The sequence below is a fragment of the Burkholderia sp. 4NA327C6 genome (assembly GCF_005502655.1).
Lineage (GTDB): Bacteria > Pseudomonadota > Gammaproteobacteria > Burkholderiales > Burkholderiaceae > Burkholderia > Burkholderia contaminans.
Genome location: NZ_SCNZ01000053.1, coordinates 1 through 15,514, shown reverse-complemented (window position 1 = coordinate 15,514; position 15,514 = coordinate 1). Strand labels below are relative to the sequence as shown.

Sequence of the window (15,514 nt, the reverse complement as noted above, 5' to 3'; positions counted from 1 at the left end):
GCGCCCTCAGCAATCGCACGCGGCGCCGCATTGCGCCAGCGAATTCTCCCGGCTGCGGAAAATCAGCGGCTGTTCGTCGCGCGGCGTGCCACGACGCGCGAATTGCACGGCCTGCTCGACCTGGCCGTGGTGCGCGGATTTCTCGCACACCGGATCGGCCTCCTTCGGGTCGCCGGCCAGCAGGTAGGCCTGGCATCGGCATCCACCGTGATCCACATGCCGTTCGTCGCACGTGCGGCACGGCTCGCGCATCCAGCCGTCGCCGCGAAACGCGTTGAACGCGTCGCTGTCGTACCAGATTTCCCGCAGCGACCGGTCGCGCACGTTCGGCAGCACGAGTCCGGGCAGCGACCGCGCGGCATGACACGGCAGCGCGGTGCCGTCCGGCGCAACGCCCAGGAACACCGAGCCCCAGCCATTCATGCAGGCCTTCGGGCGCCGCTCGAAATAGTCGGGCACGACGAACAGGATCTTGCAACGCTCGCCCACCAGCTTGCGATAGCGGTTGACCGTTTCCTCGGCCTCGCGCACCTGTTCGACGGTCGGCATCAACTGGTCGCGGTTCAGCATCGCCCACCCGTAATACTGCGTGTTTGCGAGCTCCAGGTAATCGGCGCCGAGGTCGAGCGCCATCTCGATGATCTGTCCCACGTGCGGCAGGTTGTAGCGATGCAGCACGCAGTTGAGCACCATCGGGTAGCCATGCGCCTTGATCAGCCGCGCAACGCCGCGCTTCAGTTCGAACGTGCGGGTGCTGCTCAGGAAATCGTTCAGCTCGCGCGTCGAATCCTGCAGCGACAACTGGATGTGGTCGAGCCCGACCGCCTTGAGCCGCTCGATGCGGGCAACGCTCAGCCCGATACCCGACGTGATCAGGTTCGTATAGAAGCCGAGCCCGCGCGCATGCGCGACGAGCGTCTCGAGGTCGTCACGCTGCAGCGGTTCGCCGCCCGAGAAGCCGATCTGTGCGGCGCCGAGCGCGCGCGCACCGCCGATGACCGTGCGCCATGCATCGGTATCGAGTTCCGCGCCGTGCGCCGCGAAGTCGACGGGGTTGTAGCAGAACGCGCAGTGCAGCGGGCAACGGTACGTGAGTTCCGCGAGCAGCCACAGCGGCGCGGATGGACGGGAAGTGTCGGGCGCCATGTCAGTCGAGCCAGCCGCGCAGCCGCGCATGATCGAGGAAACGATAGACGTCGGTCGCGAGATCCGACTGCCTGAACAGGCGCTCGAGTTCGCCGATGATGTCGTCCAGCTCGCGCGTGCCGTCGCAACGCGCGAGAATCTCGCCCGCACTCGGGTTGAGCTTGACCATGCCCTCCGGATAGAGGAGCACGTAGGCATCCTGGGCCGCCTCCCATTGCAGGCGGTACATGCCACTGAGGCAAGGGCGCAGCGGCACGCCGCTGGCGGCTTCGATCGCGTTCATAGCGGGTAGGCCCTTTCGACGGCGTCGAGCATCGACCACAGAATGTCGAGCTTGAATTGCAGGATGCCGAGCGCGCGCTGCTGCGCATCCGGTGTCGTGAAATGCTGCAGCGTGACCGCGAGGCCATGCTCGACGTCGCGCTGCGCGAGCGGCACGCGGCTGCGAAAGTAATGCAGCCCGGCCGGTTCGATCCACGGGTAATGCGACGGCCAGCCCGCGAGGCGGTCGAGATGGATCTGCGGCGCGAACATCTCGGTCAGCGACGAGCACACCGCTTCCTGCCACGGCGCGCGCCTCGCGAAGTTCACGTATGCATCCACCGCGAACCGCACGCCGGGCAACACGTGCTCGAGCGACCACAGTTCGGCGCGCGCGAGACCGCATGCCTCGCCGAGCCGCACCCACGCCTCGATGCCGCCTTCGTTGTCGCCCTGCCCGTCGTGATCGACCAGCCGCTGGATCCAGCGGCGCCGCGTGTCGCGGTCGGGGCAGTTCGACAGGATCGCCGCATCCTTGAGCGGGATGTTGATCTGGTAGTAGAAGCGGTTTGCCACCCAGCCGCGGATCTGCGTGGGCGAACAGGCGCCGCCGTTGAGCCGCCGGTTGAACGGGTGATGGATGTGGTAGCGCGATTCGAGCGCACGCAGGCGCGTCTCGAATTCGGTCGCGGTCCAGGGCGTCGCGTGCAACGCCGTAGCGGGGATCGGTGCGTTCATCGTCAGACCTGGAATTGCATGCCGTCGTGTGCGACGTCGATGCCGTGCGCGCGCAGATGCGCGTGCTCGACGGAATGCGGATCGAGAATCGGGTTCGTGTTGTTGATGTGCGTGAGCACCTTGCGCGTATGCGCGGGCAGCGTGTCGAGCCAGTCGATCATGCCGGGCCGCCCGTGTTCCGCGCACTGCGCGAGGTGGCCCATGTCGGCTGCGTGCTTGCCCGACAGGCCGAGATCGATCATCTCGGTCCCGGTCCAGAACGTGCCGTCCACCAGCACGAGATCGGCGCCGTCCATGGCCGCACGCACGTCGTCGGTGACCGTCGCGAGCCCCGGCGCATAGAACGCGCGGCGGCCGCTCGCGACGTCTTCGATCGACAGCGCGATGTTGTCCCCGGGCGCGGCCGACACGCGCCGTGGCGAATAAGGCGGCGCCTTGCTGTCGACGGCAATCGCGGTGAATCGGATCCCGCGCGCGGCAGGCACTTCGAACGGCTCGCCGGGCACGATCGTCTGCGCGGCGACGCCGCAGTAATGGCCGAGCAACGGCACGAGCGGCAAGCCGGTCGACAGGTCGTCGAGCACCGGCGCGCTCGCGTAGAGCGGCAGCGGCGTCGAGCGCTCGCGCAGCATCAGCAGCCCCGTCACGTGATCGATCTGCGCATCGCACAGCACGACGGCGGCGATGCCGCTGTCACGGATCGCGCGCGCCGGTTGCAGGTCCGGATCCGCGCGCAACTGGGAAAGTATGTCGGGCGACGCGTTGACGAGGACCCAGTCGATGCCGTCGTCGCTGACCGCGATCGACGACTGCGTGCGCGGCAGTACGTGGCCGCTTCCGCTGCGCGCACGGCGGCAGTTCGCGCAATTGCAGTTCCATTGCGGCAAGCCGCCGCCGGCTCCCGAGCCGAGTATCTTGATCTTCATGGGCGTCAGCTCCCGAGGCCGCCCGCGCCGATCACGGCGAAACGGGCGGCACGCACGGCGATCAGCGGTTGGCGATGTACATCGTGATTTCGAAGCCGAAGCGCAGGTCGGTGTAAGACGGTGTCGTCCACTGCATGATGTTGTCTCCTGATCGAGTTGATGAGTTGATGCGTTGCGTGGTGAGTCGAACAACCGCGGAAATCGGGCGGTCGGTTCCTCTTCAGCAAGGAGCGTGCCGAAACCTCGCGTCGGCCGTCCGCAGGCCGCATAAGGCCGTCGTTCGGGCATCGGGATGCCATCCTTACGAAAAGCCGACAGGATTCGCGCACACGCGATCCGCCGCCCGTGCGGCGCGGTGTGCGAGGGGTGTGACAGGTGTTGAATCGTTGAACACCGGTGTTGCAACTTGACACACCGGTCGTGACAGGGCGCGCGCAGTGCGCCGGCCGGGATCCCGCGGCCGGCGCGTCAGTTCTCGTCCGACGGGCGGCGCTCCGTGTCGGCGGCCGGCATCTTCCGGTAGATCGTGTTGCGCGAGACGCCGAGCGCGCGCGCCGCGGCGGACACGTTGCCGCCGTGGCGCGCGAGCGCGGCGGCGATCGCGGACGCCGCGACGTCCTGCAGGCGCGCGTCGGCGGGCGGGAGCGCATCCGCGACGCACGGTCCGGCAGACGGCTCGTGTGCGACCTGGGCGGCCTGCGCATCGCCGCGGCGCAGGTCGTCGAAGAAGTCGTCCGGCAGATGCTCGCGCCGGATTTCGCCATCGTCGTCGACCATCGCCGCCGCCGTGCGCAGCAAGTTGCCGAGCTGGCGGAAGTTGCCGGGCCACGTGCAGCGCACAAACAGCGCCATCACGTCCGGCGCGACGGACAGCGGCGGCCGGCCCGGCCCCGCGAACGCCTCGCGTTGCAGCATCTTCTGCACGACCACCGCAAGATCCGTGCGGTCGCGCAACGGCGGCAGGCGCACCACGAGGCCGTTCAGCCGGTAGTAGAGATCCTCGCGAAAGCGATTCTGCGCAATCATGTCGCGCAGGTCGCGGTGCGTCGCGCAAATGATCGCGATGTCCACGGCAATCGTCTTCGTCGAGCCGAGCGGGTTGACGAGGCGCTCCTGCAGCACGCGCAGCAGCCGCACCTGCAACGGATACGGCATGTCGCCGATTTCGTCGAGGAACAGCGTGCCGCCGTTCGCCTGCAGCAGCTTGCCGATCGCGCCCTTGCGGCGCGCGCCGGTGAATGCGCCCTCCTCATAGCCGAACAGCTCGGACTCGATCAGCGTCTCCGGAATCGATGCGCAGTTGACCGCGACGAACGGCGCGTCGCGCCGCGGCGAGTCGTTGTGGATCGCCTGCGCGAGCAGTTCCTTGCCGGTGCCGGTTTCGCCGGTGATCAGGATCGGGATGTCCTTGCCGATCACCTTGCGCACCTTCGCGATCACGCAGGCGACCTGCGAATCGCCGGTGTCGAGGTAGTTGAGCCGCGACAGGCCGGCCGACGTGCCGGCGGCCGGCGCCGGCACCGCATTCGCGCGCGCGGCCGGCGCGAGCGCATCGTGGACGTCCGTCGGCCGGCTGCCTTCGGCGAGCGTCGCGCGCCGGAAGTGCACGCGCGCGCACACTACCGCGCCGTTGCCGAGATTCAGCGTCAGGTGCCGGTCGGTGCTCGCGCGCATGCGGTCGATCAGTTGCGCGCTCGTGATGTCGAACAGCGACGACAACGTGTGCGCGCGCAGCGCGGCGAGCGGCATGCCGAGCTGGAACTGCGCGCTGCGATTGGCCGACAGGAAGCGGCCATCGGCGGTAAACGCGACGATTCCCTCCATCAGCGTGCCGAGGAATTCAGGACGGCCATGGAACGACACCTGCAGCGTTTCCTGAAAGGTCGTCGTAAACAGATGATTCTCGATCATCTGCACCGACATCTTCGCGAGCGCCATCGTGTGCTGGTGATAGCTGCGGTGGTCGCCCGTCACGTCGAGCACGCCGATCGCATCGCCGTACGGATCGAGGATCGGCACGCTCGAACAGGTCAGGAAGCGGTTCGCCGCCAGGAAGTGCTGGTCGCCGTGGACGACCATCGGGCACAGTTCGGCAAGCGCCGTCCCGATCGCATTGGTGCCCTGGCGGTTTTCCGCCCAGTTCGCGCCCGGGCGCAGCGCCACCTTCTCCGCGCGACGCAGGAAATCGTCGTCGCCGATCGAATGCAGGATCAGACCTTCGGCGTCGGTCAGCACGATCATGCTCTGCGTATTGACGATCTGCTCGTGCAGCGTCTCCATCACCGGCATCGCGTGCACGCACAGCACCCGGCTCTGCTCACGCTTGAGCACCAGCGCCGAGCTCGGCAGCACATCGTAGTCGGGCCGGGCCGATACCTGCAGGCCGAACGTCTCGGACCGCTCGTGGGCTTTCTGAATCGACGGCGCGGGCCAGCCGGCGGGATGCGCGGCCCGTGTTCCGGCCGCCTGCTCTACGTCATCGCGCATTGTCTCCTCCGGGGATCCTTCCGGTCATGTGCCGGACTCTTTGCCGTCATTGCAAGCAAGCATCGGGCCACGCCAGCGTCGCCACTCGAACTGAAAGCAGGACGTAATAAACGATCCGGGCACACCGGTGCATGTGCGCCGCGCGACAGGCCGGCTTCGTGATACCGCGATTTCCGGACGCGTGACTACCCGTGCGAATCCCGATCTTCGCGGCTGGCGCGTTTCTGGCTTTGTCGCAGGTCAAGACCAGCGGCCGCCCGGACATCCATGCGGCCGCGTGACGGTTGCGCCGACTCCACACCGAGCCTTATCGACATGACACGCCGCACGATTCGATCCACGCTGTCGCCCGCGATGCGGGTATTGCCCGATACACCGGCGCCGCCCGCCGTCCCCGCCGTCCTCGCCGTCCGCCGTCTGCGGCGCGATGCCCAATCGATCGCGTTCGCCGTGGCCGGCGCCGCGCACGGCCACCCGGTCGTCGTGCTGCACGGCGGCCCCGGCAGCGGCAGCCAGGCCGGCATCCTGCGGCTGTTCGACCTGACCCGCGTGCGCGTCGTGCTCGTCGACCAGCGCGGTGCAGGCGCCTCCGCGCCGCGCGGCGGCACGCGCCACAACAGCACCGCGCGGCTGATCGCCGACCTGGAGGCCGTACGCGAACAGCTCGGCATTGCGCGCTGGGGTGTCGTCGGTGGATCGTGGGGCGCCGCGCTCGCACTCGCCTATGCGGGCACGCACCCCGCGCGGGTGACCGGCGTCGTACTGCGCGGCCTGTTCCTGACGTCGCCACGCGAAGTCCGCCGACTGTTCACGACGTCGCGCACGCGAGCGCCCCGCGAATGGCGGCGCCTGCATGCGGCGGCCGGCGGCGGCCAGGTGGAGCGACTGCTGTCGCGCTGCGCGCGGCGGCTGCGCCGCGGCGCGAGCGTGGCACACCAGCGCGCAGTGGCGCTCGCGTGGCACGCGTACGAAAACGCCGTCCTCGCCTCGGCGCGGACGCGCCGCTCGACTGCGCGGGCGATCCGCTCAAAGAAGACTGTTCGCAGGCTGATCGACAAATACCGGATCCAGGCGCACTACCTGCAGCGCGGCTGCTGGCTCGGCGAGCGCTGCGTGCTTGCGCTCGCGCGTCGGGCGGCGCGGGCGGGGGTGCCGCTGTTCGCCGCGCACGGGATGCACGACCCCGTGTGCCCGGTCGCCAACGTCGTTCGCCTCGCGCGTGCCGCACCCGAGGTGGTGATCGAACGCGTGCATTCCGGGCATCTCGCAAGCGATCCGGCGTTGGCACACAGCGTCGCACGCGCCGTGGCAACGATGTTCGCGGCGCCAGCATTCATGTGATCGCGGATGCCGTGCAACCTGCGCCTGTTCACGCCGCGACGCGACGCATGACACGACGACCGGCGCGGCCGCGCCACGCTCAATCCCACGCGTAGCGCACACCGATCCACGCACCGCGCGGCGCGCCCGGCCCGACGAACTGCTCGTTCACCGGATTGGCGCCGTCGAACGTGTGATTCGGTCCGTTGAAGAAGTTCTGGCCGAGCGCACCGAAGCTCGCATAGCGCTTGTCGAACAGGTTCGTCACGCTGGCGAACACCTCGAACCGCTTCGTGATCCGGTAGCGCATGTCGAGATCGACGAGCACGTAGCCCGCGAGCCTGCCGTTCACGTCCTGGTTGTTCTCGTCGCCGCGCGCATACACGCCGCTGCGCCACGTGACGTTCGCGCCGATATCCCATGCGGGCGTCGCCGCGTAGTCGAGTCTCAGCTTCACCGTGTGCGCGGGAATGCCGGGCACGCGGTCGCCGGACTTGACCGCCACGTTGCCGTTCGCATCGGCCGCCGAATTCGCCGGGCTGTGTTCGGTCCACGACGAACGGTAGGTCGCATCCACGTAGCTGTACGACAGCCCGACACCGAGCGGCCCGAGCCGCGTGCGGCCCGCCAGTTCGATGCCCTGCCGCCGCGTATCGCCGACATTGCGGAAATAGCCCTGCGCGCTTGCCGGACTGCTGATGAACTGGATGTCGTCGGTCAGTGTCGTGCGGTAGGCCGCGGCGCTCCAGGTCGTCGCGGCGCCGATGCGGCCGCGCACGCCAGCTTCGAACGTCTTCGAGATCACCGGCTTGAGCGCCGGATCGGCGATGAAGTCGTTCGGCAACGAACACGGCGCGGACGGGTCGGCGCATGCCAGCTCGATCGCGGTCGGCGAACGCATGCCTTCGTTGTACGCCGCATACGCGGTGAAGCCCGGGACCGGGTTCCAGTTCAGCCCGACCGCCGGATTGAAGCGCGAGAACGTATGGTTGCCGTCGAGCAGCGGCTGCACGCCGCTCTCGTCGCCGATCTGCGCTTTCGACCAGTCGTAGCGGCCCGACAGCGTCAGCGTCCAGTGCGGCGTCAGCGACAGCGCGTCGCTCAGGTACACGCCGACGTTCGCGTTGCGCGTCTTCGCGCTGGTCTGCTGGACGAAATCGCCGACGCCGATCGCCGCGCGCGTATCGGTGAAATACGCGTCCTGCGACGACGCGACGTAGCTGGAATTCGCGACATCGGCCGCGACGCCCGCAATCAACCGGTTGGCCATCCCGCCGAGCTTGCCGAGCAGCGTGAGCTGCACGCTGCCGCCGTAGCTGTCGGTGACGATCGTCGACCGCGCATTGCTGCCCTGCACCGTGTCGACCGTACCGTCCTCACCGGTCGATCCGTAATCCGTATTGTTGTTGCTGCTCGTATTGGCGTTTCGCAGATGCCGATAGTACGCGTTGCCGCTCAGTTCGACGTGCTCGCCGAAGAACCGGTCGCCCGACAGCGTCAGGTAGCCGGCGCTGTTGCGGTTCTGGTCCGGATACGTATACGCCTGCTTCGGGTTGCCGAGGAACGAGCGCGGAATCGTCTGGGTGCCGTATAGCGTGTTGTCCGCGCCACCGCCGGCGATCGACAGCGTCGTGTCCGCATCGGTGTAGCGCAGCTTGCCGAACGCCTGCCGCACGTGACTCGCGTTGTGGTCGGCCCAGCCGCCATCGTTCGCGACGTTCGCGGTTGCGTAGTAGTCGAGGTTCGCGCCGATCGTCCCGCCCTGCTCGATGCTGGCGGTCTTGCGCCCCCACGAGCCGCCCGACACCTCCGCTTCGCCGCCCGGGTTCGTCTTGCCGTCCTTCGTCGTGATCGCGAGTGCACCGCCGAGCGTATTGCGTCCGTATACCGGATTGGAGCCCGGAATCAGCTGCACCCGATCGATCGCTTGCGCGGGCAGGATGTCCCAGTTCACGACGTCGCCGAACGGCTCGTTCACGCGCACGCCGTCGACGAACACCGACAACCCCTGCGGCGTGCCGAGGAGCGGCGACGCGGTGAAGCCGCGATAGTTGACGTCCGTCTGGTACGGGTTGCCCTGCGCCTCCGAGATCGTCACGCTCTGCAGGTTTGCGGCGAAGAAATCGGTCAGCGTCGCACGGTGCTGTGCGTCGAGTTCCTCGCCGCGCACCGTCTGCACGTTTGCCGGCACCTTCGACAGCGGCGTGCCGATTCCGAGCAGCGGCGTCGTGCCGACGACGACCACCGCCGGCAACATCACGGCCGACGCTTGCGACGCGACGGCGGCGGCCGGTGGCGCGGCACCCTCCGCCTGCTGCTGCGCACGCGCGCTGCCGGGCGACAGCCCGGCGAGCGCAAGCGCACCGATGGCCGTGCCGACGCATCGCGCCCGCCGGCCGCCTCGCATCGCGCTATGTCGCCCGGCTGCCTTTGGCCTCCTGATCATTTCCGTTGTCTCCGTATTTTTATGTTCCGCCGGATCGTGCAATGCAGCGCGCGGCGATGAGGTGTCGAGAAGCGCGCGTGCGAGAACCATGCCAGCGCTGCCTGCACCGCGCATCGGTTCCGCGCGGCATGGAAGCGTGCGACGGCCCATCTGTCCCGCGTGCTGCGTCACCTGTCATGTTTGGCAACACCTCGTGCGCGGCGGTGTACCTGAATGCAACACCTTCGACGGTGCCGGAGCCCGGCGTGTTCGACGGCGCATCGCGCGCGCTGCGCCGCCATGCCGCGCCGCGCGGGCTTCGCATCGCGATGGCATGCGACTTGCGTGACGGGCAGGGCACTCGGCCCGGATTACCAACCGTGCCGGCGCGACCAACCGTTCGCGGCGGTGCGACCACAATGACTCAGGAGACAACCATGAAGAAATTCTCGGCTTCAGCGAGCCGGCTGGCGACGATCGGAATCGCGGTGGCGGCCGCCGTCGCGCTGAACCCCGGCCTCGTCGAAGCGGCCGCGGACTACCCGGCCGTGACCTACCAGCGCCTGACCGATGCACATGGCGATCCCGGCTGGCTGACCTATTACCGCACCTACGACGGCCGCTCGCATTCGCCGCTCAAGCAGATCGACACGTCGAACGCGAAGGATCTCAAGCAGGTGTGGGCCTACAAGTTTCCCGCCGACCTGAAGCAGGGCTTCGAAGCCACGCCGATCATCAACGGCAACTATCTGTTCGTGACGACACCGAAGGACAACGTCTATGCATTCGACGCGAAGACAGGCAAGCAGCTGTGGAAATACGAGCCGAAGCTCGGCGCCGCGTCGTTCAAGACCGCGTGCTGCGACGTCGTGAACCGCGGCGTCGCGCTGTACGGCAAGAACGTCTACGTCGCGATGTTGAGCGGCGAAGTCGCGGCGCTCGATGCGCAGACCGGCAATCTCGTGTGGAAGAAGCAGATGTTCGAGCCGGGCCTCGGCTACGCATTCTCGCTCGCGCCACTCGCACTCGACGGCGCGATCGTCGTCGGCACGTCGGGCGGCGAATACGGCATTCGCGGCTATATCGTCGCGCTCAACCCGGAGAACGGCTCCGAAGTCTGGAAACGCTACACGATCCCCGCTTCCGGCGAAAAGGGCGCGGAAACCTGGCCCGACGGCATGCAGAGCCACGGCGGTGGCGCGGCGTGGCTCACCGGCACCTACGACGCCGCATCCCGCACGCTGTACTGGGGTGTCGGCAACCCGGGCCCGTGGCTCGCCGCGCTGCGCCCCGGCGACAACCTGTATTCCGACTCGCTGCTTGCGCTCGACGCGAAGAACGGCAACCTGAAGTGGCACTACCAGTACACGAACAACGACACGTGGGACTACGACGGCGTGAACGCGGCCGTGCTTGCGGACATCAAGTACAAAGGCAAGGACTACGACGCGATCATCCACGCGGACCGCAACGGCTTCTTCCACGCGATCGACCGCACGACCGGCAAGCTGATCTATGCGACGCCGTTCGTGACGGCGTTGTCGGTCACCGGCTACACGGCCGACGGCAAGCCGATCCAGGACGCATCGAAGTTCCCGAAGGCCGGCACGACGATCGAAACGTGCCCGAGCTTCCTCGGCGGCAAGAACTGGTGGTCGATCTCCTATGACCAGGAACGCAACATCGCGGTCGTGCCCGCGCTGCATGCGTGCATGAGTCTCACCGGCAAGTCGGTCAGCTACATGGAGGGCCTGCCGTACCTCGGCGAAGGCTTCGAGATCAAGCCCGAACCGGGCAGCGAAGGCTACGGCGAACTGACGGCCATCGACGTGAACACCGGCAAGAAGCTGTGGAGCCACTGGTCGAAGAAGCCGTGGAACGGCGGCGTCGCGACCACCGCGAGCGGTCTCGCGTTCAGCGGCTCGCTCGACGGTCACCTGTATGCGTTCGACACGGCGACCGGCAAGGTGCTCTGGGAAAGCCCGCAACTGGCGAGCGGCATCATTTCGCAGCCGTCGGTGTATGAGGTCGACGGCAAGGAATACGTGGCCGTGCTGGCCGGTTATGGCGGCGCGAACCCGATCTGGGGCGGCCCGATGGCCGACATCGCGAAGGACGTTCCGCGCGGCGGCACGCTCTACGTGTTCGCGCTCGACTGATCAGGCACCAGGCCCGAGTCGCGCCCGCATGCGCCCGATGCGGGCGCGACGCCCTCCCCGCTTCAACCGGACACAGGATCATGAATACTCGTCTCACTTCCGTTACCGTCGCCAGTCTGCTCGCCGTGGGCGTGGCGCTGACACCGGCTGCCGCGTCGGCCGGCGTGCGCATCTGCACGCTGCCCGGCAGCCCGACCACGGCGCTCGACCGATCCGTTGCACGCGAAGTATTCCGCTCTGCAGGCATCGCCGCGACGTTCAACAAGCGCGGCGTCGATGACGATGGCGGCGACGACGGCATCTCCGCCGGCGAGCTGAAGAAATCGCTCGAACACGACTGCGACGTGATCGCCGGCTTCCCACGCTCGGAAATCGCCGATGCATCGGGATCGAAAATGACGTTCTCGCAAGGCTATCTGCGCTCCGGCTACGTCAGCGTGTCGCTGCTCGACGCGCAGGCCTCGTCCGACGTCAAGGAAACGATCGCGGCCACGTATGGCAGCCCGTCTCAACTGATCGCCGCCCAGCAGGCGAACGCCCGCTTCGACCTCGAAAACACGAGCGAGCAGACGATTGGCGCGGTCGCCGCGGGCCGTGCCCAGCGCGCGATCGTCTGGTATCCGAGCGTCGTAGCGTACGAGCGAGCGCACCCGCGCCAACGGTTCCGGGTCGCGGCGACTTCATCGCCGTACTCCAACTGGCAACTGTCGTTCGCATTCGGGCCGGGCAAGGACGCATTGCAAAAGCGCATCGACGCAACGCTGTCCCGCATGAGCGGCGACGGCCGCCTCGCCTCGCTCACGCGCGGTTGGGCGCTTCCGGACACCGTTGCGCAAGCCGCCAGCGCGCGTGCGCCGGGCCGGTTTCTCGACGGCGCGATCGCATCCGCACCATCCATGCCGGCAAGGAGCGGCTTCATCAAGGTGTCGGCCAGCGAAGGCAGCGACATGCCGTCGTTCGACCAGGCGCAGGTCCAGCATGGCAAGAAGCTCTACGGCGACGCCTGCGCGAAATGTCACGGCGACCAGCTCGAAGGCAATACCGCCCCCGCGCTGAGCGGGGAATCCTTCGCTCCCGAAGGCAAGTCGCACATCACGGTCGGCGGCATCTTCCAGTACATGTCGAACAACATGCCGGCCGATCGCCCGGGCAAGATGACGGCACAGGAATACGAGGACGTGATGGCGTTCCTGCTTTACTCGAACGGCTATGACGCGTCCAAAAGCAAGCTGACCGCCGATGCCGCCACCGCGTCGAAGGCGCCGCTCATCGCCGGACCGCGCAAGTAACTTCCCCGCCCGCTTTCGTTTCGACCGACCGCCGCGCCGGGCAGCATGCCCGGCGCGCGGGTCCGGCTTCATCTTTTCATTTCATTCAGGACAACGCGATGATCTCTTCCAACCGCAGAACCTTCTTCGTCCACGCGGCCGGCCTGTGCGCCGCACTCGCGGCCGGCACCCGCGCATTCGCCGCGCCGCCGCCCGTCGACGAAAACGACGCGGCCGCGAAAACGCTCGGCTACCGCGCCAAAGCCACGACCGTCGACGCGGGCAAGTTCCCGAAGTACCAGGCCGGCCAAACCTGTTCGAACTGCCGCTTCTACAAGGCCGCCGCGGGTGAATCCTTCGGCACGTGCCCGATGTTCGCGGGCAAGACGGTTGCCGCCGAAGGCTGGTGCAACGTCTATGCAAAGCTCGCTTGATCCCGGGGCCGCGCGCGGACGCGACAGCGCACCGCGTCGCGACACGGATGCCGACCACGCGGCCCATCTGCATTCGTTGATCGCGCTGGGCATCGATCGCGGTTACGTGACACCCGGCGAAATCGCCGACGCGTTGCCCGACGATGCGGCGGAACGCACGGACGTCGATGCGGCCGCGTCGACGCTCCGCGCGCTCGGCATCGAGGTGCGCGCGCATGCCGGCTCGCGTACCGCGTGGACGCTCGACCGTCACTTCGCGCAGGCGCCGGAAGTGACGCTGCGGCTTGCGGACGCATCGGCGCCGCTCGCGCCCGACGATCTGCTCACGGGCCGGACCAACGATCCGGTCCGGCTCTATCTGCGGGACATGAGCGCGACGCCGCTCCTCGAACGCCACGAGGAGATCGCGCTCGCGCTTCACCTGGAAAGCGGTCGCGCGGCATGCATCGACGCATTGAGCCGGGATCCGGAGGCACTCGCCGGCCTCGCCGCGATCGCAGACGACATCCGCGCCGGCAAGGTCGCGGCGTCGGTCTACGTGACGGGGTTCGCCGGGGACGCCGAATCGCTCGCGCTAGCGCCCGCGATGCCGCCCGACGATTTGCACGACGATTCGCCCGGGAACGACACGGCGCCCGACCCCGCCATGGAATCGGGCGACACCGGCCTCTCGCCGGACAGCCCGGCGTGGCGCGATGCAGTTGCCGAATCGCTCGGGCGCGCCGGTGCGCTGGCGCCGGCGATGCGGCGCGCATTGCACGCCGACGGGTTCGCGTCGGCCCGTTATCGCGCGCTGATTCGCGAAGCTGCCGCGTTGACCGGCAGGATCCGCTTCACGTCGCGCGCGATCGAGCGCATCGCTCATGCGAACGGTGAACGCGCCACCCGGGCGCGCCAGGTCGAAAAACGGCTCGTCGATACGCTGGCCGCATCAGGCATACGTACCGGATCGACGCGCCGCGACCGCTTCGCGCCGTGCGACGACGCGCACGCCTGGCTGCGCGCGTGCATCGCTGTGCATCCCGAATGCGCCGCCGCCCTCGCCCGCCACGCACCGGCGCTGATCGACGCGCGCATCGCGCTTGCCCGCCTCGCCGGCCAGTCGCCGCTGCCGCTCGCCATCGCCGTCGCGCTCGATGCGCGGCTGTCGCGCATCGAGCGCACGATGCAACCCGCGAGAACGAAACTGTTCCGCGGCAACCTGCGGCTCGTCGTATCGATTGCCAAACGGTATCCCGATCGCGGCCTGCCGTTCCTCGACCTGATCCAGGAGGGCAATATCGGCCTGTTGAAGGCCGTCGATCGCTACGACCACCGGCGCGGCTTCAAATTCTCGACGTATGCGACCTGGTGGGTCCGGCAGGCGATCACGCACGCGCTCGCCGATCAGGGCCGCACGATACGGGTGCCCGCGCATACCGTCGATGCGCTCAACAAGCTGTCGCGGCTCGCGCTAACGCATCGGCAGCGCACCGGCGATGTCGCCGACGCGCCGGCACTCTCCACGCAGATGCAACTGCCCGTCGACAAGGTACGCGAACTGATGCGCATCGTGCGCGAGCCCGTCTCCGCCGACTCGCCCGTCTCGCCCGATCACGACCTCACGTTGTGCGACGTCACGATCGATCCCGATGCGCCGAACCCGGAAGACGCCGCGAGCGCCGGCCAGCTTCGCTCCGCGGTGGCGGCGCTGATCGACAGCCTGCCCGCACGCGAAGCGTGGATTCTTCGCCTGAGGTACGGCATCGACGTGGACAGCGAGTATTCGCTGCGCGAGATCGGCCGCCAACTGAACCTGTCGGCCGAACGCGTTCGCCAGATCGAGGTGGCGGCGCTCGAGCGCATCCGGCAATTCGGACACGCACCGGCGCTGCGATCGCTGCTCGCCTGACGCGGCGGTACCGGCGGCCTTTCAAGCTTCACGTCAATGCTCAGGACTGCAACACACCATGCTGCATTTCTGAACGACCGACCGCATCGTGCTGCCGTGCACGACGTGGTCCGCCGGTAACGATCGTTCGGCACGCGCCCCGGCTGCCGCGGTTGTCGCCGCCGGCGCGCGTCGATCGCCGATGCTGGCATGCATGTTGCGTTTTCCGGAATACCGCCAGGCATCACAAGAACGCAAGGAGACACGCTTGTCCAAGATTGAATCGGTTCTTCACGAAACCCGTCAGTTTGCGCCGCCCGCGGCGCTCGAACAGGCGGCGACCATTTCCGGCATGCCGGCCTATCGTGCGCTCGCCGCCGAAGCCGAAAACGATTACGAAGGATTCTGGGCGCGTCTCGCGCGCGAGGGTCTGGCGTGGCACAAGCCGTTCACGACAGTGCTCGACGAGTCCAACCCGCC

At 67.8% G+C, this 15,514-nt stretch carries 13 protein-coding genes; 6 read left to right on the top strand and 7 right to left on the bottom strand.

Features of this window, described 5'->3' with window-relative positions:
- Positions 1 to 6: 6 nt before the first annotated feature.
- The 6 genes from pqqE to FFS49_RS35035 all read right to left on the bottom strand — a co-directional run bounded on the left by pqqE (position 7) and on the right by FFS49_RS35035 (position 5,558).
- Positions 7 to 1,146 carry a pyrroloquinoline quinone biosynthesis protein PqqE gene (gene pqqE, locus FFS49_RS35065; RefSeq protein WP_137910386.1) on the bottom strand — a complete coding sequence of 380 codons (1,140 nt, stop codon included), beginning with the start codon at positions 1,144 to 1,146 and terminating at the stop codon, positions 7 to 9.
- Between the two features lies 1 nt (position 1,147).
- Entirely contained in the window at positions 1,148 to 1,429 is a 282-nt protein-coding gene (gene pqqD / locus FFS49_RS35060) for a pyrroloquinoline quinone biosynthesis peptide chaperone PqqD (RefSeq protein WP_039369440.1), read from the bottom strand.
- Complete coding sequence (gene pqqC, locus FFS49_RS35055) at positions 1,426 to 2,145, bottom strand: pyrroloquinoline-quinone synthase PqqC (RefSeq protein WP_071332047.1); 720 nt, start codon at positions 2,143 to 2,145, stop codon at positions 1,426 to 1,428. Before pqqC ends, pqqD begins: the two co-directional genes overlap by 4 nt.
- A gap of 2 nt (positions 2,146 to 2,147) precedes the next feature.
- Complete coding sequence (pqqB, locus tag FFS49_RS35050) at positions 2,148 to 3,071, bottom strand: pyrroloquinoline quinone biosynthesis protein PqqB (protein ID WP_137910385.1); 924 nt, start codon at positions 3,069 to 3,071, stop codon at positions 2,148 to 2,150.
- 61 nt (positions 3,072 to 3,132) lie between these two features.
- Complete coding sequence (gene pqqA / locus FFS49_RS35045; protein WP_006485436.1) at positions 3,133 to 3,207, bottom strand: pyrroloquinoline quinone precursor peptide PqqA; 75 nt, start codon at positions 3,205 to 3,207, stop codon at positions 3,133 to 3,135.
- A 332-nt stretch (positions 3,208 to 3,539) separates the two neighbouring features.
- The gene (locus tag FFS49_RS35035) at positions 3,540 to 5,558 is read right to left on the bottom strand and encodes a sigma-54-dependent Fis family transcriptional regulator (protein ID WP_039369430.1); all 2,019 of its coding nucleotides are present in this window, start codon (positions 5,556 to 5,558) and stop codon (positions 3,540 to 3,542) included.
- A 315-nt stretch (positions 5,559 to 5,873) separates the two neighbouring features.
- Between FFS49_RS35035 and FFS49_RS35030 the strand changes: the two genes are divergently transcribed.
- Positions 5,874 to 6,899 (top strand): alpha/beta fold hydrolase, encoded by a 1,026-nt coding sequence (locus tag FFS49_RS35030; RefSeq protein WP_137910384.1) that lies wholly within the window; start codon positions 5,874 to 5,876, stop codon positions 6,897 to 6,899.
- Positions 6,900 to 6,978: 79 nt separating this feature from the next.
- On the opposite strand, the gene FFS49_RS35025 is transcribed toward FFS49_RS35030, so the two are convergent.
- Positions 6,979 to 9,324 (bottom strand): TonB-dependent receptor, encoded by a 2,346-nt coding sequence (locus tag FFS49_RS35025; RefSeq protein ID WP_137910383.1) that lies wholly within the window; start codon positions 9,322 to 9,324, stop codon positions 6,979 to 6,981.
- 416 nt (positions 9,325 to 9,740) lie between these two features.
- Between FFS49_RS35025 and FFS49_RS35020 the strand changes: the two genes are divergently transcribed.
- The 5 genes from FFS49_RS35020 to FFS49_RS35000 form a co-directional block, all read left to right on the top strand.
- Complete coding sequence (locus FFS49_RS35020; RefSeq protein WP_039369421.1) at positions 9,741 to 11,462, top strand: methanol/ethanol family PQQ-dependent dehydrogenase; 1,722 nt, start codon at positions 9,741 to 9,743, stop codon at positions 11,460 to 11,462.
- Between the two features lie 80 nt (positions 11,463 to 11,542).
- Positions 11,543 to 12,751, top strand: coding sequence for a c-type cytochrome (locus tag FFS49_RS35015; protein WP_137910382.1), 1,209 nt, complete (start codon positions 11,543 to 11,545; stop codon positions 12,749 to 12,751).
- Between the two features lie 98 nt (positions 12,752 to 12,849).
- Complete coding sequence (locus tag FFS49_RS35010) at positions 12,850 to 13,164, top strand: high-potential iron-sulfur protein (RefSeq protein ID WP_039369413.1); 315 nt, start codon at positions 12,850 to 12,852, stop codon at positions 13,162 to 13,164.
- On the top strand, positions 13,148 to 15,055 hold the full coding sequence (locus FFS49_RS35005; RefSeq protein WP_137910381.1) for a sigma-70 family RNA polymerase sigma factor: 1,908 nt from the start codon (positions 13,148 to 13,150) through the stop codon (positions 15,053 to 15,055). The genes FFS49_RS35010 and FFS49_RS35005 overlap by 17 nt, the downstream gene beginning before the upstream one ends.
- A gap of 193 nt (positions 15,056 to 15,248) precedes the next feature.
- Positions 15,249 to 15,514: acetyl-coenzyme A synthetase N-terminal domain-containing protein (locus tag FFS49_RS35000; protein WP_283204869.1), on the top strand; the 266-nt coding region annotated here is incomplete at its 3' end.

What these genes read in the sequence shown, in the direction of transcription:
- pqqB (WP_137910385.1), bottom strand. Translation starts at nt 3,071, where the DNA reads ATGAAGATCAAGATACTCGGCTCGGGAGCCGGCGGCGGCTTGCCGCAA.
- FFS49_RS35025 (WP_137910383.1), bottom strand. Translation starts at nt 9,324, where the DNA reads ATGATCAGGAGGCCAAAGGCAGCCGGGCGACATAGCGCGATGCGAGGC.
- pqqD (WP_039369440.1), bottom strand. Translation starts at nt 1,429, where the DNA reads ATGAACGCGATCGAAGCCGCCAGCGGCGTGCCGCTGCGCCCTTGCCTC.
- pqqE (WP_137910386.1), bottom strand. Translation starts at nt 1,146, where the DNA reads ATGGCGCCCGACACTTCCCGTCCATCCGCGCCGCTGTGGCTGCTCGCG.
- pqqC (WP_071332047.1), bottom strand. Translation starts at nt 2,145, where the DNA reads ATGAACGCACCGATCCCCGCTACGGCGTTGCACGCGACGCCCTGGACC.
- FFS49_RS35005 (WP_137910381.1), top strand. Translation starts at nt 13,148, where the DNA reads ATGCAAAGCTCGCTTGATCCCGGGGCCGCGCGCGGACGCGACAGCGCA.
- FFS49_RS35015 (WP_137910382.1), top strand. Translation starts at nt 11,543, where the DNA reads ATGAATACTCGTCTCACTTCCGTTACCGTCGCCAGTCTGCTCGCCGTG.
- FFS49_RS35020 (WP_039369421.1), top strand. Translation starts at nt 9,741, where the DNA reads ATGAAGAAATTCTCGGCTTCAGCGAGCCGGCTGGCGACGATCGGAATC.
- FFS49_RS35030 (WP_137910384.1), top strand. Translation starts at nt 5,874, where the DNA reads ATGACACGCCGCACGATTCGATCCACGCTGTCGCCCGCGATGCGGGTA.
- FFS49_RS35010 (WP_039369413.1), top strand. Translation starts at nt 12,850, where the DNA reads ATGATCTCTTCCAACCGCAGAACCTTCTTCGTCCACGCGGCCGGCCTG.
- FFS49_RS35035 (WP_039369430.1), bottom strand. Translation starts at nt 5,558, where the DNA reads ATGCGCGATGACGTAGAGCAGGCGGCCGGAACACGGGCCGCGCATCCC.